General features: G+C 44.7%; 24 protein-coding genes. 6 read left to right on the forward strand and 18 right to left on the reverse strand.

The features are described 5' to 3' along the window. Window positions 1-66 precede the first annotated feature (66 nt). Entirely contained in the window at window positions 67-1,032 is a 966-nt protein-coding gene (gene nrdF, locus IAE45_RS16030; protein ID WP_005225180.1) for a class 1b ribonucleoside-diphosphate reductase subunit beta, read from the forward strand. A 59-nt stretch (window positions 1,033-1,091) separates the two neighbouring features. Here nrdF and IAE45_RS16035 read toward each other — a convergent pair whose 3' ends face one another. The 6 genes from IAE45_RS16035 to IAE45_RS16060 all read right to left on the reverse strand — a co-directional run bounded on the left by IAE45_RS16035 (window position 1,092) and on the right by IAE45_RS16060 (window position 9,171). Further along, the gene (locus tag IAE45_RS16035; protein WP_081119082.1) at window positions 1,092-2,147 is read right to left on the reverse strand and encodes an alpha/beta hydrolase; all 1,056 of its coding nucleotides are present in this window, start codon (window positions 2,145-2,147) and stop codon (window positions 1,092-1,094) included. Between the two features lie 90 nt (window positions 2,148-2,237). Then, window positions 2,238-2,954 carry an MIP/aquaporin family protein gene (locus IAE45_RS16040; protein WP_005225178.1) on the reverse strand — a complete coding sequence of 239 codons (717 nt, stop codon included), beginning with the start codon at window positions 2,952-2,954 and terminating at the stop codon, window positions 2,238-2,240. Next, complete coding sequence (glpO, locus tag IAE45_RS16045) at window positions 2,947-4,776, reverse strand: type 1 glycerol-3-phosphate oxidase (RefSeq protein WP_200126036.1); 1,830 nt, start codon at window positions 4,774-4,776, stop codon at window positions 2,947-2,949. Before glpO ends, IAE45_RS16040 begins: the two co-directional genes overlap by 8 nt. 3 nt (window positions 4,777-4,779) lie before the next feature. Beyond that, window positions 4,780-6,300 carry a glycerol kinase GlpK gene (gene glpK, locus IAE45_RS16050; RefSeq protein WP_005225176.1) on the reverse strand — a complete coding sequence of 507 codons (1,521 nt, stop codon included), beginning with the start codon at window positions 6,298-6,300 and terminating at the stop codon, window positions 4,780-4,782. Window positions 6,301-6,431: 131 nt separating this feature from the next. Further along, a complete protein-coding gene (locus IAE45_RS16055) occupies window positions 6,432-7,874 on the reverse strand; it encodes a helix-turn-helix domain-containing protein (protein WP_200126038.1) in 1,443 nt (480 codons plus the stop codon). Continuing rightward, window positions 7,864-9,171: an NAD(P)/FAD-dependent oxidoreductase gene (locus IAE45_RS16060; RefSeq protein ID WP_200126040.1), complete on the reverse strand. Its 1,308-nt coding sequence runs from the start codon at window positions 9,169-9,171 to the stop codon at window positions 7,864-7,866. Before IAE45_RS16060 ends, IAE45_RS16055 begins: the two co-directional genes overlap by 11 nt. Before the next feature lie 136 nt (window positions 9,172-9,307). Here IAE45_RS16060 and IAE45_RS16065 point away from each other — a divergent pair, with 136 nt between their 5' ends. Beyond that, window positions 9,308-10,132: a DUF92 domain-containing protein gene (locus IAE45_RS16065; protein WP_200126042.1), complete on the forward strand. Its 825-nt coding sequence runs from the start codon at window positions 9,308-9,310 to the stop codon at window positions 10,130-10,132. A gap of 60 nt (window positions 10,133-10,192) precedes the next feature. Here IAE45_RS16065 and IAE45_RS16070 read toward each other — a convergent pair whose 3' ends face one another. The 3 genes from IAE45_RS16070 to IAE45_RS16080 form a co-directional block, all read right to left on the reverse strand. Continuing rightward, window positions 10,193-10,903 carry an MgtC/SapB family protein gene (locus IAE45_RS16070; protein WP_008377072.1) on the reverse strand — a complete coding sequence of 237 codons (711 nt, stop codon included), beginning with the start codon at window positions 10,901-10,903 and terminating at the stop codon, window positions 10,193-10,195. Between the two features lie 230 nt (window positions 10,904-11,133). Further along, window positions 11,134-11,835 (reverse strand): glucosamine-6-phosphate deaminase, encoded by a 702-nt coding sequence (nagB, locus tag IAE45_RS16075; protein WP_200126044.1) that lies wholly within the window; start codon window positions 11,833-11,835, stop codon window positions 11,134-11,136. Window positions 11,836-11,992: 157 nt separating this feature from the next. Further along, on the reverse strand, window positions 11,993-12,595 hold the full coding sequence (locus IAE45_RS16080) for a LysM peptidoglycan-binding domain-containing protein (protein ID WP_200126046.1): 603 nt from the start codon (window positions 12,593-12,595) through the stop codon (window positions 11,993-11,995). Between the two features lie 234 nt (window positions 12,596-12,829). Here IAE45_RS16080 and IAE45_RS16085 point away from each other — a divergent pair, with 234 nt between their 5' ends. Beyond that, window positions 12,830-13,219, forward strand: a complete 390-nt coding sequence (locus tag IAE45_RS16085) for a DUF1093 domain-containing protein (protein WP_005237494.1) — start codon at window positions 12,830-12,832, stop codon at window positions 13,217-13,219. A 319-nt stretch (window positions 13,220-13,538) separates the two neighbouring features. Here IAE45_RS16085 and glnA read toward each other — a convergent pair whose 3' ends face one another. The 6 genes from glnA to IAE45_RS16115 form a co-directional block, all read right to left on the reverse strand. Continuing rightward, window positions 13,539-14,879: a type I glutamate--ammonia ligase gene (gene glnA, locus IAE45_RS16090; RefSeq protein WP_005225167.1), complete on the reverse strand. Its 1,341-nt coding sequence runs from the start codon at window positions 14,877-14,879 to the stop codon at window positions 13,539-13,541. Window positions 14,880-14,938: 59 nt separating this feature from the next. Beyond that, a complete protein-coding gene (locus tag IAE45_RS16095; protein ID WP_005225166.1) occupies window positions 14,939-15,319 on the reverse strand; it encodes a MerR family transcriptional regulator in 381 nt (126 codons plus the stop codon). Window positions 15,320-15,607: 288 nt separating this feature from the next. Further along, window positions 15,608-16,852: a GTPase HflX gene (gene hflX, locus IAE45_RS16100; RefSeq protein WP_005225165.1), complete on the reverse strand. Its 1,245-nt coding sequence runs from the start codon at window positions 16,850-16,852 to the stop codon at window positions 15,608-15,610. Beyond that, the gene (gene miaA / locus IAE45_RS16105; RefSeq protein WP_200126048.1) at window positions 16,849-17,766 is read right to left on the reverse strand and encodes a tRNA (adenosine(37)-N6)-dimethylallyltransferase MiaA; all 918 of its coding nucleotides are present in this window, start codon (window positions 17,764-17,766) and stop codon (window positions 16,849-16,851) included. Before miaA ends, hflX begins: the two co-directional genes overlap by 4 nt. Beyond that, on the reverse strand, window positions 17,763-18,512 hold the full coding sequence (locus tag IAE45_RS16110; RefSeq protein WP_200126050.1) for a glycerophosphodiester phosphodiesterase: 750 nt from the start codon (window positions 18,510-18,512) through the stop codon (window positions 17,763-17,765). Before IAE45_RS16110 ends, miaA begins: the two co-directional genes overlap by 4 nt. 223 nt (window positions 18,513-18,735) lie before the next feature. Further along, window positions 18,736-19,254 (reverse strand): hypothetical protein, encoded by a 519-nt coding sequence (locus IAE45_RS16115; protein ID WP_005231097.1) that lies wholly within the window; start codon window positions 19,252-19,254, stop codon window positions 18,736-18,738. 175 nt (window positions 19,255-19,429) lie between these two features. Here IAE45_RS16115 and clpP point away from each other — a divergent pair, with 175 nt between their 5' ends. Further along, window positions 19,430-20,020: an ATP-dependent Clp endopeptidase proteolytic subunit ClpP gene (gene clpP / locus IAE45_RS16120; RefSeq protein WP_005225161.1), complete on the forward strand. Its 591-nt coding sequence runs from the start codon at window positions 19,430-19,432 to the stop codon at window positions 20,018-20,020. Window positions 20,021-20,082: 62 nt separating this feature from the next. On the opposite strand, the gene IAE45_RS16125 is transcribed toward clpP, so the two are convergent. From IAE45_RS16125 to IAE45_RS16135, 3 genes are all read right to left on the reverse strand, one after another. After that, complete coding sequence (locus IAE45_RS16125; RefSeq protein ID WP_236598577.1) at window positions 20,083-20,676, reverse strand: gamma carbonic anhydrase family protein; 594 nt, start codon at window positions 20,674-20,676, stop codon at window positions 20,083-20,085. Window positions 20,677-20,738: 62 nt separating this feature from the next. Beyond that, complete coding sequence (locus IAE45_RS16130) at window positions 20,739-22,496, reverse strand: ABC transporter ATP-binding protein (RefSeq protein ID WP_005225159.1); 1,758 nt, start codon at window positions 22,494-22,496, stop codon at window positions 20,739-20,741. After that, on the reverse strand, window positions 22,493-24,226 hold the full coding sequence (locus tag IAE45_RS16135; protein WP_010747462.1) for an ABC transporter ATP-binding protein: 1,734 nt from the start codon (window positions 24,224-24,226) through the stop codon (window positions 22,493-22,495). Before IAE45_RS16135 ends, IAE45_RS16130 begins: the two co-directional genes overlap by 4 nt. A 401-nt stretch (window positions 24,227-24,627) precedes the next feature. Between IAE45_RS16135 and IAE45_RS16140 the strand changes: the two genes are divergently transcribed. Both IAE45_RS16140 and rnjA read left to right on the forward strand, forming a co-directional pair. Then, on the forward strand, window positions 24,628-24,840 hold the full coding sequence (locus IAE45_RS16140; protein ID WP_005225157.1) for a DNA-directed RNA polymerase subunit epsilon: 213 nt from the start codon (window positions 24,628-24,630) through the stop codon (window positions 24,838-24,840). Between the two features lies 1 nt (window position 24,841). After that, a complete protein-coding gene (gene rnjA, locus IAE45_RS16145; RefSeq protein WP_005225156.1) occupies window positions 24,842-26,521 on the forward strand; it encodes a ribonuclease J1 in 1,680 nt (559 codons plus the stop codon). The last annotated feature ends 61 nt before the right edge of the window (window positions 26,522-26,582 follow it).

Below are 26,582 nucleotides of genomic sequence, written 5' to 3' on the forward strand. Positions count from 1 at the left end.
CTGCCCCTGCTCTTTCTTGACAGCGGGTCGGCTGTTGTCTTGATACGATTATTGGAGGAACCGACTATGGGTAAGACTTACTATGAAGCAATCAACTGGAATGAGATCGAAGATATCATCGATAAATCCACTTGGGAAAAATTAACAGAGCAATTCTGGTTAGATACGCGGATCCCTTTATCAAATGACCTTGATGATTGGCGGACGCTATCACCATTAGAAAAAACGACGGTGGGCTACGTCTTTGGCGGCTTGACCTTATTAGATACCGTTCAATCAGAAAGCGGTATGGATCAACTGCGTAAAGATGTCCGCACCCCACATGAAGAAGCGGTCTTGAACAACATCCAATTTATGGAATCTGTCCATGCAAAAAGCTATTCATCGATTTTCAGCACCTTGAATACAAAAGCGGAGATCGCTGATATTTTTGAATGGACCAACACCAATCCATATTTGCAAAAGAAAGCCGAACGAATCAATGAGATCTACAAAAATGGGACACCGCTAGAGAAAAAAATCGCCAGTGTGTTTCTAGAGACCTTCTTATTCTACTCAGGTTTCTATACACCCCTTTACTACTTAGGCAATAACAAACTAGCGAACGTAGCGGAGATCATCAAATTGATCATTCGTGACGAATCCGTTCATGGCACGTATATTGGCTACAAATTCCAATTAGGTTTCAACGAATTACCAGAAGACGAACAGCAAAAGCTGAAAGACTGGATGTACGACTTGTTGTATGAGTTGTATGAAAACGAAGAGCGTTATACCGAAGAATTATACGATGAGATCGGCTGGACCGAGGAAGTCAAAACCTTCTTGCGTTACAATGCCAATAAGGCTTTGATGAATCTAGGACAAGACCCGCTTTTCCCAGACACCGCCAACGATGTCAATCCAATCGTCATGAACGGTATTTCAACTGGTACCAGCAATCACGACTTCTTCTCACAAGTTGGGAACGGGTATCTGCTTGGTTCCGTGGAAGCGATGAAAGACGATGACTACTTCATCGGACTTGATTGATTTGCTTACAAATAAACACCTTGTTTCTCGCCAATAGAGGGTGAGAAACAAGGTGTTTTTTAGTGAGCCAGCTGGTCTTTGATAAAGGTCAATGTTTCTGTCAAACAGGCCTGCGCTTGTGGCAAGCTATAATCAAATTGGTATTCGTGGGTCACCGTTTCCGAATCCCCTTTGTAAAAACGACTTGTCACGGGAATATCAAGAGCTTGCAGCTGGTTGGCAAAGGCAATGCCTTGGTCTTCAAAGGAATAGGCGTTGCCATCAGTGATATACGTTGGTGGAAAATCAGCCGTCAATTTATCCACCAGTGAGATCTCCTGCAGTTGGGGACTATCTTGCCATTCTTTTTTGCCTAATAACGACCAAGCCACTGTTTTAACAAAGAATTTCATAAAACGATCATCCGAAGAAGTTCCAACGATCTGCTTCAAATCAAGGGGGCCGCAATAGGAAATAAACCCTTTCAGGGCCGATGCAGGAATGTCTTGATCAAAGGACATTTCCTTCGCATACGCTGGATTGGTTTGCAGCGCCACATATTGCCCGGCAATTTGGGCACCTGCAGAATCTCCACCAAAGAAGAGTTGATCGAAATCAAGCATGGGGTATGCTTGGGCATCTGCTTTGATCGAGTCTACCGCTTGGGCTAACTGTTTGACCTGTCCCGGATAATGCAAACTTGGCGCCCATTCATAATTAATCGAAATCACAGCGGCTTTGGTTTCATCGACGACATAGGTCGCAAACTCTTTGACGCCTTCTTTGTCTCCCCCGACATAGCCGCCCCCATGGACCCAAAAAATGACGGGAACAGGGCCTTGTGCCTCTTTGGGATAATATAGATCAAAGGTACTGCGTTGATAATCCGATTGATACGTCAAGTCCTGTTTGACCGTCACATTCGGCAAACTTTTTTGATAAGCTGCCTCATCCTTGATGGTCACTTCTTGGTTAAACAGATGACCGATCAAAAAAGCCCCCGGTCGTGGGGAGAGTTGAAAAGCCAGAAAAACGGCAGCTAAGAGTCCGATCAGGACCATCGCTACCCACATGAAAAAGCGCAGAATTTTTTTCACGCAAAAGCTCCTTCCTTCGTTCTGTTTCAGCTTTTTCATTTAACCATGTTTTTTTAGCAAATTCAATGACAATCGCTAAAGATTAAAAAAGGATGATACCAATAGGCACCATCCTTAAAATAACATCGTTTATAATGGCAACATCATAAACAAACCAGCTGCGATCGCTGCACCGATCATTGGACCGATGATTGGTACTAACGCATAGCCCCAATCGGAAGTCCCCTTGTTTTTGATTGGTAAGATTTGGTGAGCGATCCGTGGTCCTAAGTCCCGTGCCGGGTTGATGGCATAGCCTGTTGGTCCACCAAGAGACAGTCCGATCGCTAAGATCAAGATCCCAACAACGATGGGATTTAATCCATCCGTAAAGGTATTGGCGCCAAAAGCCAATAAGCCAAAGACTAAGACAAAGGTACCAATTACTTCAGTGATCGTATTCGATACTAAATTACGAACTGCAGGCCCTGTTGCAAAGGTACCTAAAATCGCGCCTTGGTCTTTTGTTTCATCCCATAATGGCAAGTAGTTGAGCCAAACGAGGATCGCCCCTACGATCGCACCAGCAATCTGCGCCAGCATAAACGGTACAGCTAAGCTCCAAGAAAAATTCCCTGTCATCGCCATGCCTAATGTAACGGCTGGATTCAAGTGAGCAGGTCCCATGTACCCTGAAACGTAAACGGCAATCGTTACCGCTGTCGCCCAGCCCATCGCGATCACGATCCAGCCAGAGGCTTCCGCTTTACTCTTTTTCAGATTGACAGCCGCACACACACCATCCCCTAACAAAACCAAAATAGCCGTTCCTAGAAATTCACTAAAGATCTGGGTTGTTTCATTCATCTTTTTTTCCTCCTTTTAAGGCTGTTAAATCTGATTCTGCGATCACTTGGTTCAATTCTGCTACATGGGCTGCTTTTTCTTCCTCGTCCCAGACAAAGAAGTCGGTCATAGCTGCAACGACACCGGCTTTGACTTCATCTAAGGTATCTCGCATAAATAGGATATGGTTGGTCCGACGCAATAGATAATCGACAGGCGTCAGAACCATTTCTTCATGCAAGGAATAGTTCAAGGCAGTGCTTTCTTTTTCATCTAAGCCCTCAAACTTCGTCTTGTAGTTCAACACTTGGGGAAGATTCGACCCATAAAGATGAGCCAAATACGTCGCATCTGCTTCATTGAACCCAGCGGCTTGCGCTTGGTCAGCCAGCTTCGCTAATTCTTCCTCTACATTGGCTGCATCAAGCTCCCCACCAGAAACTGGGTACGTGGTTGAATCCACTAACTCGAAGGAAGCACCTCTTTCTTGAAGCAATTCATTGATCCGTTTGACTGCTCCTTCCGCCATCAAACGATAGTCGGTGATTTTTCCGCCTGCCAACGTCAATAGTCCGTCTTTTGAGCGTTCCAAACTGCTGCCGCGAGAAACTTGCGATGGATCCACTTTGCTGGCTTCTACTCGTTCTTGTGCTTGTTTTACGGCTTTTTCTACAACCGGTCGCTGCCGCTTATCTGCAAGATATTCTTTGACGCTTTCAACGATCTGCTCAAAGCTTTCATCCGATAGTTTGCCTTTACCGCCGCCATTGTAATCCGAACCGCCATTATTCGTAATCAATGGACGTAGACCAGCCCAGCTCGCTTCGATATCATCAAGGGTGATTTGTGCATGTGGGAAGCGTTCATTCACGATGGTCAGTAGATAATCGACATCTTCTTGTGTGACCGTCGGATGGGCAAAATCGCCTGTATAGTCCGTATCGGTTGTGCCAAAATAGGTCTTGTTTTCTCTTGGTACCACGAAAACCATCCGACCATCATTTTTCCCAGTATCAAAATAGGTTGGTTGCGGCACTTTTAGTTTTTCCCGATCGACCACTAAATGGACACCTTTCGTCGGACGCATTTGTGGCGGCAGCTCATCATTCTTGTCTAATTGACGAACGATGTCTGACCAAGGGCCGGTCGTGTTGATCACGACTTTGGAGTGAACCTCAAAGCGCTCGTTTGTCAGTTGATCCTCCACTTCTACCCCATTGATGATGCCTTGCTCATCATGTAAGATGCCGACGACTTTGGCTTTACTGATCATTGCTGCCCCATCGGCTTGTGCTCGTTTGATGTTTTCGATCACCAAGCGGGCATCGTTGTTGCGAAAATCAAGATAGACTCCGCCACCAACTAAGTTTTCCGCCTGCAGCTGTGGTTCGCGTTCTAAGACCTCTTCTTTCGTCAACAGATAATTTTCGTATTTACTGCCTGTCACATTTGCTAAGCGATCATAAAGATCCATCGCCACTTTAACAGAAAACAAGGAGAAGGTTGCCCCCGGTTCATCGTAAATCGGTAAAAGCATCGGATCGGGTTTCGGGATATGCGGAGCAATTTGTTGAACGATCGCCCGTTCCCGCACGGTGTCAGCGACCACTTCCACGTCAAAGGTTTTCAAATAGCGAATACCGCCATGAACGAGTTTCGTGGACCGCGAAGACGTCCCTTCGGCAAAGTCTTGCATTTCCAAAAGAGCCGTCTTCATCCCAGCGGCTGCGGTTTGAACAGCAACCCCTGCGCCAGTGATCCCACCACCGATGATCAATACATCATAGGTGGTCTTTGCCGCTTCTTGAATGGTTTGCTTCCGATCTTTCTGAGAAAAGGTCATGGCTTACTCGCCTTCTTTCTTCGCTTTGAATTTGAAGGTCTGAGTAGCCGCCACCGCTTGTTTCCAACCTTCGTACAAATTGTCTCTTTCTTCTGCTGGCATTTCTGGTGTAAACATTTGCCCTTCTTCTGCCATTGATTTCAATTCATCCAAGTCTTTCCAGAAGCCAACCGCTAGCCCTGCCAAGTAAGCTGCACCTAATGCGGTTGTTTCCAGATTCGCAGCTCGTTGCACGTCAATGTCTAAAATGTCCGCTTGGAACTGCATCAATAAATCGTTTTTGGCTGCACCGCCATCGACTTTCAGCAATGGGATATCGATGCCAGAATCTTTTTTCATCGTGTCGATGACATCTTTTGATTGATACGCAACAGCTTGCAATGTTGCCCGAACAAAATCTTCCTTCGTCGTCCCACGAGTCAAGCCAAAGACGGCTCCTCTTGCATCTGAATCCCAATAAGGTGCACCCAATCCAGTAAAGGCAGGCACCACATACACTTCATTATCGCCTTTTGCTTTGGCAGCTATTTCTTCTGATTGCGGAGAAGACTCGATCATTCGTAGACCGTCCCGCAGCCATTGGATCGCTGATCCAGCAACGAAGATACTTCCTTCTAAGGCATAATAGACTTTGCCGTTGATGCCATACCCGATGGTCGTCAGTAGGTCATTGTCAGACAATTGTGGTTCTTCACCCGTATTCATGACGATAAATGCCCCAGTGCCGTAAGTATTTTTGATCATGCCTTTTTCAAAGGCCATTTGTCCAAAGAGGGCGGCTTGTTGGTCCCCAGCCATTCCAGCGATTGGTACTTCACTGCCGTAAAAATGGTAGCTGCGGGTGTGACCATAGACTTCTGAGTTGCTTTTGACTTCTGGCAACATCGAGCTTGGAATGTTCAAAAGATCCAAGATTTCTTGATCCCACTCTAATTTATGAATGTTGTAAAGCATCGTCCGACTAGCATTGGAGTAATCGGTGACATGGACTTGCCCATCTGTCAGTTTCCACACAAGCCATGAATCGATCGTTCCGAAAAGTAGCTCGCCATTATCCGCCTTTTCTTGTGCCCCTTCGATATTGTCTAAAAGCCAGCGCACCTTGGTCGCTGAGAAATACGCATCAATGACTAACCCAGTTTTTTCATGAATCATCTCTGTATGGCCATCTGCTTTTAATTGGTCAGCGATCGGTGAAGATTGGCGGGATTGCCAAACGATTGCATTTGCGATCGGCTGGCCTGTCGTTTTGTCCCAAACCACTGTCGTTTCACGCTGGTTAGTGATCCCGATGCCGGCGATTGCTTCTGGTCGGATACCTGATTCAATAAATGCCCCTGCGATGACTGATTGGACAGAGTTCCAAATTTCATTGGCGTTGTGTTCTACCCAACCCGATTTTGGAAAGTATTGCGGAAACTCTTTTTGTGAACTGCCGATTTTTTTCCCGTTACGATCAAAAATAATTGCTCTTGAACTAGTGGTTCCTTGGTCGATCGCCATTACATAATTTTTTTCTGCCATTTGATTCGCTCCCTTTAGTTTTTTATACGCTCTTCTTGTTAGCGCTTTCTGACTTGCTTTTATTTTAGCCGAACTTTCGCTATGTGGTTCGTCAATTTTTTTTCAAATTTCTAAGAAATTGACGAAATCCACTATTGAAAGCGTTCGCGGATCATTTTTTTGATCGTTTCCCGATCATAAGCGGTACCTAGTTCACTGATTCGATAAGTCGGTGTTTTCGTCTCGATAGCATAATTTGCCAAGATCAAATCATATTCTTGTTCCGGGCGATAGCGTTCCACGACTACGCCATTCAAATTTTTGAGATACAGCAGCCACATGTAGTAGAGGGCTTCTTTAAACAGTTCATCCATTTTCAAAGCGATCCCGACGCGAAACTCCCGATTGATTTGATAATCGATGATCGTGATCACGCTCAAGTATTTGACCATCGTCATCATCAACAAACTATTTTTATCAGATGGCTTGATATCAAGCTCTGCTAAAGCCTTATCCAATAGTTCGTGACTGATTTGCTGGATGTTACGACTGGATAGCTGCGCTTCTAACTGCCAAATATTTTCTCGATCAAAAACCTCCACATCCCCTTTGAAAAAATAGACGCGGCTGTGGATCTGCAGCAGGTGACCATAACAAGTGGCTTCGATTTCACGGGGAACAAACGATGGGCGGTAGAGATGCAAAATATGTTCCAAAATCAAGGTATCCATCAAGGCAGTTGGCGTAAACCGAGAACGCTGCAGCATATACACTTGCAGATCGTGTTCGGATAACACCGAGAACGACAGTAAAAAGACAAAGTGCAGCATCGCCTCCTCTTCTCTGACTTCTAATGCATAATGGCCAAACCCACGAAATACCAACTCCCGTAATTGCTGAAACAAAGGATCTTTCATGTAAGGTGCCATTTTCTCCCGTAAGACTTGAAAGGATTGAGTAGCAATTTTCAGTCGCGCCTTCATGATCCTCAGCCATAGGGACAAGCGCTGCTGGGCTTCTTTCGTGAAGGTCATGTTCAGACCTCGTGTGATCAGACCGACGTATTTTTCATCGATCGGCAGCGGCTGACTGTCGAAAGAATGGACATACCAAAAGAGTTCAAAATAGAAATAACGAATTTGCGTTTCTTCCCCAATCAGCTTTCCTTGCCAGATCTCTAATTCGAATTCTGCTAGCAAGCCATTTAGCTCTTTGATTTTGCGAAACAAGGATGACTCGCTGACCGCTAATTTTTGTGCCAGCTGGACAGTCGTCACTTCTTGATGTTGTAAAAGATGCTCAAGAATTTGAAATTTCAATGCTGACCGATAAAACGCCCATTCGATTTGATTGAGGGAAAAAGTGGGACTCATTTCAAAAACCAGTGAACCATTTCGGTAATACAATCGACACTGCTCTTGGTAGTGAGCCAGCTCATCTTGCAACTCCTCCACATATTTTTCCAAGGAAGGCTTACTGATGCCAAGATAGAGCGCTAATTCATGTAGCTCCATTTGACCGCCAACTAGTAAAAGTTTTTTGAGCAGCTGCAATTGCTTTGCTTCTTTTTTTTCTAATAACTGATCAAGTCTCATCGGCATCACTTCCCGACCATATGAAGGTTTGATCCAACACATTCGTGAACCGTGGATGGAAGAAAAAGTCTTTTTGGGTCAGCTCCTCCATCGTTGCCTGCTGCTCGATCGCAAATGCTAGTAAATTGATTTTTTCCAAAATATTGGCTTTTGATAATAGCTGCGCACCAACGATTCGGCCGCTGGCTTGATCGATCATCACTTTTCCATGAACCTGCGTCGAATCAAAAAGGGAAGCGGCAGCCGTAAAAGTGTGACAGACGATCGGGGATTCATAGAAAAACTGATCCGACTCGGTCAAACCAGTACTGGCTAAATACCACTCAAACAATTGTGTACCGACTGTCCGCAATCCACCACGAAACGGAGTTGTTTTGCTTGCTAGATTGCGAGCTGCCGCGATCCCTGAGCGAACAGCATTATTGACTAAGGGCATATAGACCGTGTCTTTCGTAATAGCATTCGGAATTTGGATCAAATCGCCGACCGCAAAAATATCCGTGGCAGAAGTTTCCAAGTAGGCATCTGTCCAGATGGTTTGATCACTGTGTAATTCAAAGACCTCAAATGCCTCTGGCAAGCGAGGATGAACGTTAACTGTCGTCAATACAAGGTCACTTTCATAGCCTTGATTGGCGGTTTCGATCCGAAAGCCTGTTTCCGTTTTGACGACTGCCAAAGTTGGCTCCGACCAATGCAGTTGCAAGTTGGGGATTTTTTCGATCTCCGTTAAAAAGGGCTGCAAAAAATCGCGATCAAAGTACTTGAACAAAGGATATGACATTGATTCGATCACACTGACTTTTTTTCCGATCGCCGTCAAGGTATTCGCCGCTTCCATCCCCGCTTGACCAGCACCGACGATGGTAATCGACTCTGCTTGGGGCAATTGCTGCAAGAAATGCTTCGCTGCTTCATATTCTTTGTAGGTCAGCAGTGCTTCTTCTGGTTGTGGCAAAACAGTGGAATCCTGACTAGAGCCTGCTGCCAAGACGAGTCGATCATAACTTAGTTCCCGCTTATCCGTTCGAATCCGATGATCCGAAGGAAAGACTTCTAGAAGGGTTTCTTCTAAGGCTACGTCGATTGTTTCTGCCTCCAGCTGCTCCTTCGTACAAAAGAATGCTTCTTCCAGCGAAGCGATCCTGCCTTCGATCAGCAATAACAAGCCGCTTGGAACAAACCCAAGATGGGCTTTTTTTTCTATCAGTAGAATCTCTGCGTCAGGGTATAATCGACGTGCTTCACGGGCGCAGCTGACACCACCAAAAGACCCACCTATAATTATGATTTTCATTGGATCACCTCTCTCCTTTAGCTTAAATGAAACGCTCTCATTTGACGAGTAAAAAGCTATCAAGCTGACTATTTTTTTGTTAACTGCGATAAAATAAATGAGACCTATGCTACACTATACGCAAAGGAGTGTTCAAATGGTTTTCTTCTATCAATTCATGCTGGGCTTGTTTGCCAGCCTATTCGTTGCAGCGGCAGCATTCGTCTTTCAGTGGCTGACTATTTCTGGCGCACTGGCTGCGATTCTTTGCGGCACACTAGTCATTGGCTTTGGTCCGTGGTACAGCATCTTTTTGATTGGCTTTTTCTTTGCCAGCTCTGGCATCATTGGTCTTTTAAAGAAAATGCGCAGTCAGCCAGAGTCAGCTGTGCTTGCCAAAGGTGCTCGCCGTGATGCAAAACAAGTCTTTGCGAACATCGCACCAAGCATCTTTGCTCTACTGCTTTCCTTTTGGACGAAAGAACTGCTATTCCTTTGGGGATTTGTGGCGGGAATCGCTAGCTGTACAGCTGACACTTGGGGCTCAGAAATCGGCGTGCTGAGTCCAAGTGCACCGCGTCACTTACTAACGGGAAAAAAATTACCACCGGGACTTTCCGGCGGCGTCAGTTGGTTGGGAACTGCTGCTTCCCTAGCAGGAAGCCTCGCCATCACTGGTTTATTCGCAGCAGCCTTATGGTTGAACGGCAAGCCGTTCTCCTTTGATCTCTGGTTGACCTTGACTGTCTTAGGCTTTTGCGGTAGTCTCTTGGACAGCTTACTGGGCGCAACGATTCAGGTACGCTATCAATGCCCTGTCTGTCTCCAATACACCGAAAAAAAAGTCCACCACGACGTTGCCACCAAGCAAGTCGGCGGTCTTTCCTTTGTAACGAATGAAGGGGTCAATTTGCTGACTTCAATCGTGATCGTTATTTTGACTGTTTGTTTCTTTTACTTAAAAATGTCTAACGCATCATAAAAAAGCAGCAAGGCATCTCACTAATGTGAGGTGTCTTGCTGCTTTTTGATTCAATATCCGTTAAGCAATATCCACCAAGCGGATCTTCGTGACATTTTTGTAGACAGACAATTCTTCGATCACTTCAGAAAAGCCTAGTCCTCGTGGGAGATCAATTGTATAAATGTTGGTATAAATGCGATAGTCTTCCATGAATTTGACATCAAAATTGACATCTTCGATCACGATATTTTTCTCTTGGAAGTACTCCGTCAAAAATTCTTTGGTCTCGGTGCGGTGGATGTACTGGATTTCTAATTTCTTTGCGGTTGGTACGCGGACGATCCGCTTAACGATCGTCAATGCAAAGAAGATCCCGATAAAACTACTTAATGCGATGGTGTAAAAGCCCATCCCGATGGCAATTCCTAAACCGGCGATCGCCCATAAGGAAGCAGCCGTCGTCAACCCCGTCACCGAGCGCTTCGTCACAATGATCGTTCCGGCGCCTAGAAAACCGACCCCGCTGACGACTTGCGCAATCAATCGTGCTTCGTCCGAACGAATCACGCCTGCTAAATCTGGATGATCCAGCGCATCTCGCATGGCACCTGTGGCGATCTCCACTTGGATCAAAGCAATGACACAAGCCCCCATGCAAACCAAGATATGGGTTCTAAGACCAGCTGGTCTGCTTTTGTACTGCCGCTCGTACCCAATCGCGCCACCCATGACCATCGCCAACAGCAACCTCAGTGCTACTTCGGGAATAGATAAATGCATATCAACCATTTGCATCCCTCTTTTCTTCGTATTCTCTCTTTTAACTATAGCATCTCTGATGGAAAAAAGGAAAAAACATCGCTAGAGCGGCCAAATAAAAAAAGCCTCCTCAGAAATAAGCAAGATAGATCCGAACCATCGCTCGCAGCTGCGCTGGCATTACTGCACAAGCGCAGGGGGAAGCTGCAAGGATGGCGCGTTTTCCTTCTGACTTATTTCTGAAAAGGGCTGATTTTGTTTTACAGGTTGCTGGCAGCAGCCTCATCGATGATCACGATCACGTCATCATGCTTTTGTAAAACTGAAGCTGGTAATTCGTTGGTTACGGGTCCTTCGATCATTTTTTGGATTGCATCCGCTTTGACTTCGCCAAATGCCATCAAAATGATTTTTTTGCTTTGCATAATTGAACCGATTCCCATTGAAATTGCCGTCGTCGGGACGTCTTCGACTTTATCAAAGTAGCGTTTGTTGGCATTGATGGTCGATTCAGTCAAATCAACGACTGAGGTCGTTCCTTCAAAGGATGCACCAGGTTCGTTGAAGCCGATATGTCCGTTTTGACCGATACCCAAGATTTGGATATCAACTGGGTGTTCCGCAATCACGCTATCGTAGCGTTGGCATTCTGCTTCTAAGTCTTCCGCTTTACCGTTTGGTACGAAGGTTTCTTTGAATGGTTTTTTATTGAATAAATGAGCATTCATGAAGTAGCGATAGCTTTGTTCGTCTTCGCCGCCTAGTCCTACGTATTCATCTAAGTTGACTGAAGTCATTTCTGAAAAATCAACTTCACTGGCAGTCATTTCTGCATAAAGGGTCTCTGGCGTGCTTCCTGTTGCTAAACCTAGCACTTTGGCGCCATTTGCCATACCTTCTTGTATCAATTCAAAAGCTTTCTTTCCGCCTTGAGCAGCATCTTTAACGCGAATAATTTCCATGATCAGCGCTCCGTTTCTATTTGGTATAGTCCAATAATACCACAGGTTGTGTTTGATTACAATAATTAGTCTAGACCAGATGACGATTTTTTCTTTATCCCCAATCAAAAAAAGACGAGCTCTAAAATGCGCTCGTCTCTACTCGTATTCTACTTGCTTACCAATTCGTATAAACATCAATACCGCTATGACCAACACCTGTGTCATAGACTTTGTAGGCACCTAAGGATGATTGACCAGTCGAACCTTTCGGTTGATTGTCGCTGGCAACAACGATGTACCCATCGGCATCACGGATGGTTCCGTCTGATGCTACATGGCGACCAGGGATGTTCAAGCCTCCTCCTGGCAAGACTTTTTGTGAGTAGTATGATTCTCTCACACCATTGAAGTAGTTGATACCGTCCACTGGATTCAAGACACCAGAACCAGCACCAGGAATGCTTGAACGGGTTTGACTCACGTTAGCAGTCGCTGTAGATTCACTTTTTTCTGGGCTTTCTTTCGTACTTGTTTCTTTGTTTTCTACTGATTGGCCATCGTTAGAAACCAACAATGTTTCGCCATCAAAAATCATATTTGGATTTTCGATCGAATCATTCAAAGCTAAAAGATCTTCGACCGTTGTTTGATAAGTAGCAGCGATCCCAGATAGGGTGTCTCCTGGTTCGACAACATGGGTTTGTTCTGCTGCTGAAACAACTGTTCCTCCAACGAATAAACCAAATCCTGCAACAACTGTAAATGCAAATTTTTTCAAATGAAAAAACCTCTCTTTTGATTATTTGTCCCGCTATCGGGCACAAGTAAGAGAATAACATTACAATATTGCAGGAAGGTTTCAGAAATATTTTTCATTATCACAATTGTTAAACAGAAAGTTACGAGCTTTTTGATGATAAACAGTAAACTTACAATATTGTTATCCATTTCGATGAATGATTTTGGCTCCATCATGCTATAGTAAACCCAGTAATTGAAAGGATCGATGCACATGAAAAAACTACTTTTGACGCTTGGCGTTTTGATTTTAGCAGTAGGTGGCTACTTTGGCTATACGTACTATACAACAACTTATCAAGGGATAACGGCTTATGCCATCACGCCCAACAAAGTCCCAGAAAAGACCCAAACGTACAGCGATTCCGGTGAAAAAATCGATGGCTCCTTTACGTATAAGTACACGTTTGAGTTTGTTAAGAAAAACGGCGAGAAAGAACTCATGACCTATGATCTTTCTGGTGAAAATGTGAAGCCATTCGCGCCAAATACCTTAGTCAAAGCAGAGATCAGTAAAACCCGTGTCATCTCGGGTCCCAATGAAGTCCCTCAATCAGAAGTCCCAGCAAAAATACTGTCTGAGCTGGAAACCTTTGACGAATAAGGACTTCTTACAAGAAACTTTCTACTTTTTAAGGTTCATTTTACTTTGACGGTCTATGCTAACGTTATACCAAAACTATTTTTCTTCCTCTTACCAGTCCTCGCCCGACTGGTATTTTTTATTTTTTCTCAATGGTCAGGCAAGATTTACGCTTCTTATAGACAGAACCGCTCTAGCTTCGCAAGGTTTTTTCTGCTCAAGCTTTGATCAAGTAGCTATTGACTATCGGAAATAAATAAACCGAGAATCATTAGGATAAAAGCTGAGTTCATCATAAAAAAACCGCTAGATTGTTTATCTCTAGCGGCTTTCTTCGATTTTAATAGAGTTCCAAGTATTGTTCTCTTTCCCACTCGGAGACTGTTTGGCGGAAGGCTGCCCATTCTAATCGTTTTGCTTCGACAAAGTTGGCATAGATGTGTTTGCCTAAAGCATCGATCATCACTTGGTCTTTACGCAATGCTTTGATGGCATTGTGGATCGTTGATGGCAGATCTTCGATTTGTGCTTCTGCACGTTCTGTTTCGTTCATGATGTAGATGTTGCGGTCGACAGCTGGTGGTGGTGTCAACTCACGTCTAACGCCATCAAGTCCTGCTTGTAATAAAACAGCCATTGCTAAGTATGGGTTAGCGGATGGGTCAACCGAACGCAATTCCAAACGCGTTGACAAGCCTCTTGATTCTGGCACCCGAATCAATGGTGAACGGTTGCGTCCTGACCATGCCACGTATACAGGCGCTTCGTAACCTGGCACTAAGCGTTTGTAAGAGTTGACGGTTGGGTTGCAGACAGCCGTGTAGGCACGGGCGTGTTCGATCAAACCGCCTAAGAAGTGATACGCTGTTTGGCTTAATTGCATTGGTCCTTCTTCATCAAAGAAGACATTTTCATCACCTTTGAACAAGGACATGTTGCAATGCATGCCTGAACCGTTGATGCCGAATAATGGTTTTGGCATGAAGGTCGCATGCAAGCCGTGTTTACGAGCAATGGTTTTCACGACAAGCTTGAAGGTTTGGATGTTGTCACATGCTTCCACTGCGTCCGCATATTTAAAGTCGATCTCGTGTTGCCCTGGTGCCACCTCATGGTGAGACGCTTCAACTTCAAAGCCAAGGCTTTCTAATTCTAATACGATATCGCGACGGCAGTTTTCCCCTAGATCGGTTGGGGCAAAATCGAAGTAGCCGCCTTTGTCGTTTAATTCAGTTGTGATTTCGCCTGCTTCATCTAATTTGAATAGGAAAAATTCGGGTTCTGGTCCAAGATTGAAAGAAGTAAAACCAAGGGATTGCATGTCAGCTAATGCCCGTTTTAAGTTGCCGCGAGGGTCGCCTGCAAATGGGGTGCCATCTGGATTGTAGATATCACAGATCAAACGAGCCACTTTGCCATGTTCACTTTCCCAAGGGAAGATCATCCAGGTGGACAAATCAGGATACAGATACATGTCACTTTCTTCAATACGGACAAATCCTTCAATAGAAGAACCGTCAAACATCATTTTGTTTTCCAGTACTTTATCTAATTGACTTACAGGTACTTCAACGTTCTTGTTCGTTCCTAAAATATCAGTAAACATCAAGCGTAAAAAGCGCACGTTCTCATCCTTTACGATTTGTTTGATGTCTTCGGCAGTTCTTTCAAATTTTGGCATAGTATCCCTTCCTTTTTCCCAATTCTTTTTTTATATCACAGCAATGATCTACAAATGTTCTACATTCGTGGACCTTTTTGCTGGTATGGCTGTTGTTGATTCAATCCACCTTGAGCCAAGAGTTCATCATAAAAAATTCGACGAACATCTTCATCGGTCAGCGGCGGTTTGTTCTTCGCTTCTTTTTCTTTGGCAACTTTCATTTCATAAACTCGTTTGATCCCAGCCATGTTCAGTCCATCGGAAAGATAGTCTTTGATCTCTAGCAAGGTATCAATATCATTCAGCGAATACATGCGTCGATTGCCATCGCTGCGTTCCGGGTGGATCAATTCTTGTTCTTCGTAATAACGAATTTGACGGGCGGTGAGATCGGTCAATTTCATGACTGTTCCGATAGGAAAGACTGACATTGAGCGCCGCAATTCTTTTTCCCGCATAACTTGGCTCCCCTCCGTTTCAATGATGCTGCGTAACTTTATGGAAACTATACCAATTCTTTTTTTGCGTGTCAACCCCTCATGTTAGAAAAAGTGACATGAATGCAAATTTTTTTGATTTTTTCATTAGGTCCTTGATTTGATCGTATGTTCAAGCAGTTGTTTTTATGGAAGAAATGGTGCTTTAGCCAAAAATGTTCGGTTTTTGCGTTCAAAGCAAGCCAAACCACTTATACTTCATAATTTTGTCACGACAAAAAAACGGTGCATCGGTTGCACCGTTTCTGCTTATTCCTGTTCTTGCGCCATTCTGCGTAGTGGATAGGTATCCTCCAGCGCAAATCCTTTGATATGATAGGTCTGTGTTGCTTCATCGAAGGCATTGCTCAAAACTAGTGACTCCCGTTTTAAACGATTCAGCGCATTGCCTTCATCGGCTTGCAGAACCAGATGATAAGGCTGCATGATCTGCATCAACTCCATTTTGATCGCCTGAGTCAAGCGTTCTTTGCCTTTGGTACTCTTTGCCGAAATCAAGACGTTGGGAAAGAGCGTTGGGACAAACTGATCGGCGTCGATGCGATCCGCCTTATTATAGACCGTCAACATCGGTAATTGGGTCAAAGAAAGTTCTTCCATTAACTTCAAGACGGTCTCCTCTTGCTGAACCCGTTCTTCGGAACTGGCATCGACGACATGCAGCAAGAAGTCCATGTTTTGACTTTCTTCCAGTGTGGAATGAAACGCATCGATCAATTGGGTCGGCAATTCTTGGATAAAACCAACCGTATCGGTAATGGTGACTTCAAATCCTTCCGGCATCCGCCAGCGTTTCGTCAAAGGATCGAGTGTCGCAAACAACTGGTCTTGTTCATACGTATCCGCACTGGTCAAAATGTTTAAAATAGTTGATTTTCCAGCATTGGTATAACCAATCAAGCCCATTTGAAAGACTTGGCTGTCTTTGCGCTTTTGGCGTGTCCGGTCTCGATGGGCTGCCACTTCCTTCAATTCCCGTTTGATGATGGTGATGCGGTTGCGGATGTGTCGACGATCGGTCTCCAGCTTGGTTTCCCCTGGCCCTCTCGTTCCGATTCCGCCCCCTAGCCGAGACATGTTCTTTCCTTGCCCTATCAAGCGTGGAAGCAAATAATCCAGCTGCGCCAATTCTACTTGCAGCTTTCCTTCTTTGGAACGGGCACGCATCGCAAAAATATCGAGGATCAGCTGGACGCGATCAATCACCGGCACTTCTAGCGCATCACCGATCAACTGGCTTTGCCTTGGTGTCAGTTCATGATTGAAGATCACTAGATCTGCTTCATGTGCTTCTGCCAACTGCTGCAATTCCGCAACTTTCCCCTTGCCGATCACGGTTTGTCGATCGACTTGCTGCCGTTTTTGCACCAGTGAAAAAACAACTTCACCATTGGCGGTTTTTGTTAAGCTTTTCAATTCTTTCATTGACGAATCAAAATGAAGATAGTTTTTCTCCGTTTCTACTCCGACAAGAATCACACGTTCTTGGCTCATCTTTTCTCCTCCAACCATTGGTCGATTTCTGTTTCAAGGGTACGTTGTTCTTCAGGTTGTCTCACTAAATCAATCCATCGGGGCTGTGCTCGGTTATTGAACCACGTCAGCTGCCGCTTGGCGTAGCGGCGTGAGTTTTGCTTGATTTGTTCAATGGTTTCATCCAATGTGGCCTGCCCTTGAAAATAGGGCAAAAATTCCTTGTAGCCGATCCCTTTAGCGGCTTGCGTTTCGGGATACTGCAAAACAGCTTTTGCTTCTTCGATCAAGCCTTGATCCATCATCAAGTCCACTCGCTGATTGATTCGCTGGTATAACACTTCTCGCTCAGTGGTTAAACCGATCATGAAGAAATCGTACAAAACTTGCGGTATTTCTTTTGGTGCAGCGATACTTTCGCCGGTCATTTCAAAAACCTCCAACGCACGAATCACTTTCCGCTCATTGTTGTAGTGGATCTTCGCTGCTGCCAAGGGATCGACCGCCTGCAACTTTTGCCATAAAGCTTCTTTGCCGATGGCTGTTGCTTCTTGTTCATAGCGCTGACGAATCGTTGGGTCGCCTTCTTCTGCCCCTAAACGAAAGTCATACAAAAGCGCTTGGATGTATAACCCTGTTCCCCCTACAACGATCGGCAGCTTTCCTTGCTGCTGGATCGTCTCGATGGCTTCACGCCCCATTTGCTGGAAATCAGCGGCAGAGTATGCTTCCGTCATCCCACGAATATCGATCAAATGATGAGGAATCCCTGCCATTTCTTCCTTCGTCACTTTGGCGGTACCGATATCTAATTGTCGATAAATTTGCATGGAATCCCCGCTGATGATCTCCCCATGGTATTTTTGGGCTAATTGGATACTCAAGGCGGTTTTACCGACTGCGGTCGGTCCCACGATCACTAAGACTTTTTTCATCCTTTTGTTTCCTCGCGGACCTGCTGCACAATTGCCCGAGCGTTTTCTGGAAAATCGGTGATGATCCCCGTCAACCCCAAAGCCAAGCAGGTGCGAATCGCCGCTTCTTCATTGACAGTCCACGGACGGATCGCGATCGGAAAATCAGTCAAGACCGTCGCTGTCTCTTGGACCCAGCGATAGGCCGGATGAATCCCTTCGATATACGGTCGGCTGAGCGCCAACGGTGGTTTGTCTTCCCCGCGTCCCATAATAAAATCAAGGATCGCATCCGGTTCGATCGCATGCATCCGATCCAAAGTCTCGATATTGAAGGAACAATACCAATGAGTAAAGGGCCATTCTTGGCTATTCAATAAGTCGGAGACTTTGGCTTCGATTCCTTCATAATCATAATGATCGGTTTTTAATTCGATCGTCAAAATACCACGATAATTCTTCGCTGCAAGTAAATCCAACACTTCTTTTAGCGTGGGGACTTTGGCGGCTTGGAATTCCTCAGAAAACCAGCTGCCAGCATTGAGTTCTTTTAGTTCAGCAACCGTCAGGTCACAGATCCGACCTTTGCCGTTGGTCGTTCGATCAACCGTTTCATCATGCATGACAATCAAGCCGCCATCTTTTGATAGATGTACATCTAACTCAATGATATCAGCTTTGACCCGCACCGCTTCCGCAAATGCTGGTAGCGTGTTTTCAGGTCGGTTGCCGCTACTCCCGCGGTGGGCAACGATTTGTACCATCATTCTTTCACTCCATTCTCACTCTTTATTTTACCATGGAATCTCCTAGAACCAAAAAACCTCTGTTTGTTTCGATCCTCTTAATGAATAATAACGCTTTGTTTCGGTCAAAGAAAAACACCCTTACTATGATCGCAGTAAGAGTGTGTGTGATCAGTTAATAAAGCGCAACCGTCGATACTCTGGTTTGGTTGCCTTAACCAAGGAAAACGGCTGACCAGTAGAATCAAATCGTTTTTGAAAAATAGGTCAACGGTTCGCTCGTCATGTTTTTCATTTGGGTTTTACGCTCATTGACCATTTCGACTAATTGATCAAGGAAATTTTCCATAATGATCCGACCGCCTTTATAGGTATACCCACCGATTTTAACAGTTTCCTCTGGGGATAAAATCACCCGACGTGTTCCGATTTTTTTGAAAAATTCTTCCAAGAAAAAATTCGGTAGATAAAAACTGTTTTGCGCCGCAAAAGATTGTAGATAGGCAAAATCATCGATGGTGATATAACAGTCGTCAAAGGCATCAAAGCTGACATACTCATCCATCAGCATGACCCGTTTTTGTAGAATCTCACTGATTTTTTGATTCAATAAAACCAGCGTTTCGATTTCTTTGACTTTATGCTCCAACAAACGGCGTTGTTTTTCTTTTTGTTCCTCATACCGAATGCGTAAATTAAAAATGATGGTTACTAACAATGCGCCCACTAAGACGCCGATCAAACCTGCTATTGCTACTGCCATTCTTCGATCCTTCCTCATTCCTTTTTTCATATTGTATCATATTTGAAAGTTTCGCAAAAAAGATAACGAACTTTTTATTTGACCTTTCTTGACCTAATCGGTATACTATCTCTTAGATATTGCGAAAACTTTATGCTAAACTATATCTATAACGATTTTTAGGAGGACTATCACTATGAATTTAATTCCTACAGTCATTGAACAATCATCTCGCGGTGAAAGAGCGTATGACATCTATTCTCGTCTATTAAAAGACCGGATCATTATGTTGAGTGGTCAAGTAACCGATGACTTAGCAAACTCAATCATTGCTCAGCTTTTATTCTTGGACGCGCAAGATTCTGAAAAAGACATCTACTTGTACATCAACTCGCCGGGCGGAAGCGTTACTGCTGGTCTAGCAATCTTTGATACCATGAACTTTATCAAAGCCGATGTCCAAACCATCGTTATGGGGATGGCTGCTTCTATGGGTTCATTCTTATTGACCGCTGGTGAAAAAGGCAAACGTTTTGCGTTACCAAATGCCGAAATCATGATTCACCAACCATTAGGTGGCGCACAAGGTCAAGCAACTGAGATTGAAATTGCTGCCCGCCACATTTTGGCAACCCGCGAACGTCTGAACAAAATCTTGTCGGAACGTACTGGTCAACCAATCGAAGTGATTGAACGCGACACCGATCGCGACAACTTCATGACCGCACAAGAAGCCAAAGATTACGGCTTGATCGACGAGATCATGGAATCAAACAAATTGAAATAAGCTTGCATAAAAAAAGGTGTACGAAGCAATTCGTACACCTTTTTGCGTCTTTGGATTCGGCGTCAGACTTCGCCATATTGGCCTTGTTGGTAAGCATGCCCATTTTCAACATAATGCGTGATGTTTGCCTGATTTTTGGCGATCTCTTCTTCTGTCAACGGGCGGATCACTCGTGCCGGGCGACCAAACGCCAACACGTTAGGAGGAATGACGGTTCCTTCCGTCACTAACGAACCGGCACCTAACAAACTATTTTCGCCGATCACTGCATGATTCAAAACGATCGAGCTCATGCCAATCAGCGCCCCTTTTTTGATAGTGCAGCCATGGAGCATACACTGATGCCCAACAGTCACATCGTCTTCAACGATCGTCGGGGCATCGTGATCAACGTGGATGATCGTCCCATCTTGAATATTGGTACGCGCGCCGATTTCGATGCGATTGGCATCGCCTCGAATCACTGCTTGAAACCAGACCGTACTCTCTTTTCCTAGAGTCACGTTTCCTACGATCGTCGCATTTTTTGCCACAAAACAAGGTGTTCCTTGCAACGAGGCGGGCGAAACTGTTTTGTGGGTTTCATTCCCTGATTGTTCTTTGTCCATCAACTTCTCCTTCCAATCCATAAAGGGATCTGCGCTTTCTTTTTTCACTATAGCACCACCCTTGCGACAATGCAAAAAGAGCGCCAGTCAGACTGGACGCTCTTTTCGGCTTACTCGGCTTCTTCTGAAAATTGACTTTGATACAGTTGGCTATAAAAGCCGCCAGCTGCCAACAAGGTTTCGTGATTGCCTTTTTCAATGATCGATCCTTGATCCATTACTAAGATCAGATCTGCTTCACGAATCGTTGACAAACGATGGGCGATCACAAAGCTGGTACGACCTTCCATCACTTTATCCATTGCTTTTTGAATCAGCGCTTCTAAGCGGGTGTCCACCGAACTGGTGGCTTCATCGAGAATCAAAATCTTTGGATCAGAGATGACTGCCCGGGCGATGGTCAACAATTGTTTTTGTCCCAAAGAGACATTATCGCCTTCAGAATTGATGATCATCTCGTAGCCATCCGGCATCGTACGAATGAAGTGATCGACATTGGCGGTTTTCGCTGCATCAACGACTTCATAATCGGTGGCATCTAATTTCCCAAAGCGAATGTTGTCGCCGATCGTGCCTTCATACAACCATGCATCTTGTAAAACCATCCCAAACAATGAGCGGACATCATGACGTTCCATCTTCTTCGTGTCGATACCGTCGATCTTGATGGCCCCTTCATTGACATCATAAAAACGCATCAACAAATTGATCAAGGTGGTTTTCCCAGCACCTGTTGGTCCCACGATCGCCACGGTTTGTCCAGCTTTGACTTCAAAGTTCAAGTCTTTGATCAACGGTTTTTTCGGATCATAGGCAAAGCCGACATGTTCAAAGGTCACGTCGCCTCTGATTTGTTCTGGCAATTGGATATCGGTTTGATTGACTGGCTCTTCTTCCTCATCTAATATTTCAAAGACCCGTTTTGCTGCTGCTGAGGCACTTTGCAAGACAGAAGACAACTGGGTTATATTCCCCATTGGCTGACTGACTTGCCAAATGTATTGAATGAACGCTTGCAGCTGACCAACAACGATCACACCGCTGATTACGTAAAAACTACCCATGACTGCCATTGCGATATAGGTAAAGTACGCGGTCATTTGCACCAGTGGCATCATCAATCCTGACACAAAGGCAGAACGAAAGCCGTAATAGCGCAACTGGTGGTTAACGTTTTTAAACCCTTCAAGTGTTTGCTTTTCCCGTCCATACACTTTCAAGACACTGAATCCAGTCATGTTTTCTTGTACGTAGCCGTTCAGATCCCCTAACGCATTTTGCATGCCTTGGAAGTCTTTTTGCGACTTTTTGACGATCGTGCGAGAAATCAATAAGGAGGCTGGGATCATGATCAATGAAACCAATGCCATGTAGGTATTGATGTAAAACATCATGGAAACCGCCATAACGATTCCTAAGAAGGCATTGACGATCCCGATCAAGGCTTGCTGCATCGCACCGCTGACGGCATCCACGTCATTGGTCACCCGTGACAGGATATTCCCTTGCTGGTTGCGGTCGAAGTAAGAAACGGGCAAACGATTGATTTTTTCTTCAATGTCTTGCCGCAGATCTCGCATCGCCGATTGGACAACGTTAGTGATCAGCAACCCTGACATCAATTGTGAGAAACAGTAACCGACACCAACGACTGCGATCCAGATCAAGCAAAGGATCACGTAATCAAAATTAACGCCTTCGCCAGCGGCGATGTTGCGGCTGATCTCTGTCGTCGGTAATCCAGAAACATACGGCATTGCCGCATTGAAGCCGACGGTTGCAACAGTAAACAGCAAGACTAGGATAAATTGTACTTTGTACGGTTTGATGTAAGCACCTAACCGTTTTAAAGAAGAGATTGCTTTCATTGTGCCAACTCCTCCTCTGATAATTGTGACGCCGCAATGTCGTAGTATACTGGACAAGTTTGCAGCAGTTCTTTGTGGGTGCCAATGCCAACCACATCGCCTTCGTTCAAGACGACGATCTTATCGGCATTCATGATCGTTCCTACTCGTTGAGCAACGATCAAAACGGTCGATTCCGTGGTCTCTTTTTTCAAGCGTGCCCGCAATTTTGCATCCGTTTGGTAATCCAATGCAGAAAAACTATCATCAAAAATATAGATCTCTGGTTGGCGGATCACCGCACGGGCAATCGCTAGGCGTTGTTTTTGTCCGCCAGAGAAGTTGGTTCCGCCTTCTGCCAAGTGAGCATCAAAGCCATCTGGTGTGCGAGAAATGAAATCTGCCGCTTGCGCAATCTCGGCCGCTCGTTCCAGCTCTGCTTGCGTGGCATCTTCTTTCCCATAGCGCAGGTTTTCTGCGATCGTCCCTGTAAATAGCAACGCTTTTTGAGGGATAAACCCGATCTTGTTGCGCAATGTCGTTAAGCTGTAATCCCGAACGTCAACGCCATCAACCAAGACTTGGCCTTCACTGACGTCGTAAAAACGTGGGATCAATTGGATCAAGGTTGATTTCCCGCTCCCGGTACTACCGATAAATGCCACGGTTTCCCCTGGTGAAGCGGTAAAGCTAACATTACGGATCACTGGACTTTGGGCATGTCCTGGATAAGCAAAGGTAACATTTTTAAATTCCAAGAAACCTTTTGTCTTAGTTTCTGTCACTGGCTGTTCTGGCTCTTTGATTTCAGAAGTCGCATCTAACGCTTCTTGGATTCGGCGAGCAGAAACCGCCGCTCGTGGATACATCGTAAAGACGGTCGCAAACAGCATGAAAGAAAACAGCGCATGGAAGATGTATTCGATAAATGCAATCAAGTCACCGACTTGCAGCTGCCCTTGATCGATTTGAATACTTCCCGTCCAAATAATCAAGATCATCACGATATTGAACAAGAAGAAAAAGCCCGGTTGTGCCGTTGCCATCAATCGAAACAAACTGCGAGAACTAGACGCATAGGCTTGGTTGACTTTGCCAAAGCGTTTTTCTTCAAATTTTTCATTGACGAAGGCACGGATCACTCGTAAACCAGAGAGATTTTCCCGCAAGATGCCATTGATTTTATCTAGATTGGCTTGTTGTTTGGTGGATAAGGGTTCCGAGATTTTGGCAATGGCGATGACGGCCATCAGCAATATCGGCAATGCCCCCAAGACATACAACCCTAGTTGTGTACTTGTCCGCATGACCATGTACAAGCTGACCACAAACATCATGGGTGTCATCAAACCCGTCCGTAAGATACTTTGCATAAACAGCATGATTTGATACGCATCATTGGTCACACGGGTGATCAATGATGAAACCCCGATTTTTTCATATTCAGTATGTGAATAGCCTTGGACTTTTTCAAAAAGATCGTCACGAATATCTGCCACAATGTTAGTGGTGATACGTGACGTGAAATAGCCTAACAAAATGTTCATCGTGATCCCCACAATGGTGATCGCGATCATCGCCGCACCCATTTTCCATATGTAGTCGCGATCACCAGCGGCGATCCCTTTGTCGATCATTCTTGCCAATAACGTCGGCAAACCTAATTCAATCAAAATAAAACCAAAAACACAGATGAAATTAAAAACCAGCAGTTTTTTGTTTCTCATCGTATAGTGCCACATTAATTTCAAAAAATCCCCTCCTTTTTTACTTCATTACTTCTACTATAGCATAGGAATATTCTTATTGTAATGCACTATCAGCGAAAAAAAGTAAACTTCAGTGATAGTCGTTTCATTTTCTTTCAGTAAGCCTTTTCAGAATGACGTGTTTCTATACTTATTCGTTTTTCTGTGATAAACTAGGGATACTTGTAGTGGAACGACTTACAAACCCGGTGAATTTTTTATGACGACATTTGGAAAGCAAAGACGAGGCTTTCTCTTTTTTCTCACAACGATTGTCTGAAAAAAGCATGCAGCGGCTCTCGAAGCCTTCTTTTCAGGTCACTTTATTCGGACCTCGATTTTGTGATGCAGCGAATTCATCAACCAAATAGACTACTGCGAAAAGCAGATAAAGGAGAAAAGATATGATTTACAAAATTTATTACCAAGAAACAAAAGACCGCAACCCAAAGAGAGAACAAACCCACTCTTTGTACATTGAAGCAGACGATGCAGTGATCGCACGCCGTCTGGTTGAACAAAATACCCCATACAACATCGAGTTCGTTCAAGAACTAGATGAAAAACATTTAGCTTACGAAAAAGAAAACGCTGATTTCAAATTAGCGGAGTTTTAAGATGAAAGTTTCGCTGAAAAATAATGAGACTGGCGTATTCGGCGTCGGTGGACTTGGCGAAATCGGAAAAAACTGTTATGGGGTTCAATTCCAAGATGAGATCATCTTAATAGACGCGGGAATCAAATTCCCCGAAGATGAACTGCTTGGGATCGACTATGTCATTTCCGATTATAGCTACATCGTTCAAAATTTACCGAAAGTCAAAGGCTTGATCGTCACTCATGGTCACGAAGACCATATTGGCGGAATCCCTTACTTGTTGCGGGAAGCCAATATCCCGATCTATGCGGGACCATTGGCACTTGCTTTGATCACCAACAAATTAGATGAGCATGGCTTATTGCGAGACGCAGAATTACACGAAATCAATGAAGATACGGTGATTCGTTTCCGTAAAACGTCCATCAGCTTCTTCCGAACGACCCACAGTATCCCTGATGCTTTAGGTGTCGTTGTCAAAACGCCTTCTGGCAATATCGTCGCAACTGGCGATTTCAAGTTTGACTTTACGCCTGTGGGCGAACCAGCAAACTTGCACAAAATGGCAAAAATTGGTGAAGAAGGTGTCCTTTGCCTCCTTTCCGATAGTACCAATGCAGAAATTCCAACCTTTACCAAATCAGAAAAAACGATCGGCAGCTCGATCCAAAAGATTTTTGAAAAAATCGATGGTCGGATCATTTTTGCCAGCTTTGCCTCCAACATTTTCCGTCTCCAACAAGCTGCAGATGCGGCGGTTGCGACTGGACGTAAAATCGCCGTTTTTGGACGCAGTATGGAAAATGCGATCGTCAACGGACAGCGCCTTGGCTATATCAAGGTGCCGGATGGAACCTTTGTAGAATCTCATGAGATCAATCGTTTGCCTGCAAACGAAACCATGATCCTTTGTACGGGTTCACAAGGAGAGCCAATGGCTGCTTTGAGTCGGATTGCCAATGGGACCCACCGTCAAATCCAAATTCATCCAGATGATACCGTGATTTTTTCAAGCTCACCGATCCCAGGAAATACCACGAGTGTCAATCAGCTGATCAACTTGCTGTTGGAAGCTGGCGCAAACGTGATCCATGGCAAATTGAACAACATCCATACTTCTGGTCATGGTGGCCAAGAAGAACAAAAACTGATGTTGCGTCTAATGAAACCAAAATTCTTTATGCCTGTCCATGGGGAATTTCGGATGCTGAACATCCACACCCAACTGGCACAAGATGTCGGTGTACCAAAAGAAAATTGTTTCATTATGGAAAATGGTGACATGTTGGCCTTAACAGCGGATACCGCTCGCTTGGCTGGTCATTTCAATGCCAATGATGTTTATGTTGACGGCAGCGGTATCGGTGATATCGGAAATGTCGTCTTACGAGATCGTCGCATTCTTTCAGAAGAAGGCCTCGTCTTAGCTGTCGCGACAGTCGATGTGGCGAAGAAAGAAGTCCTTGCTGGACCAGATATCCTTTCGCGTGGATTTGTTTATATGCGGGAATCTGGCGAGATGATCAACGAAGCACAGCAGATCCTCTTCCGTGCATTGCGGGAAGTCTTGAACCAACCAGACCCAACAGAGCACAAATTAAGAGAAGCGATGTCATCGGCTTTACAGCCATTCCTATTTGAAAAAACAGAACGTCATCCAATGATCCTTTCAATGATCATGACGCCGGATGATTTATAGTCTTACATGCAAGGGACTGTGACATAAGTCCATAGAAGAAAACCGCAAGAAATGACGAGAA

This window comes from Enterococcus sp. S53, assembly GCF_016516865.1.
GTDB lineage: Bacteria > Bacillota > Bacilli > Lactobacillales > Enterococcaceae > Enterococcus_D > Enterococcus_D innesii.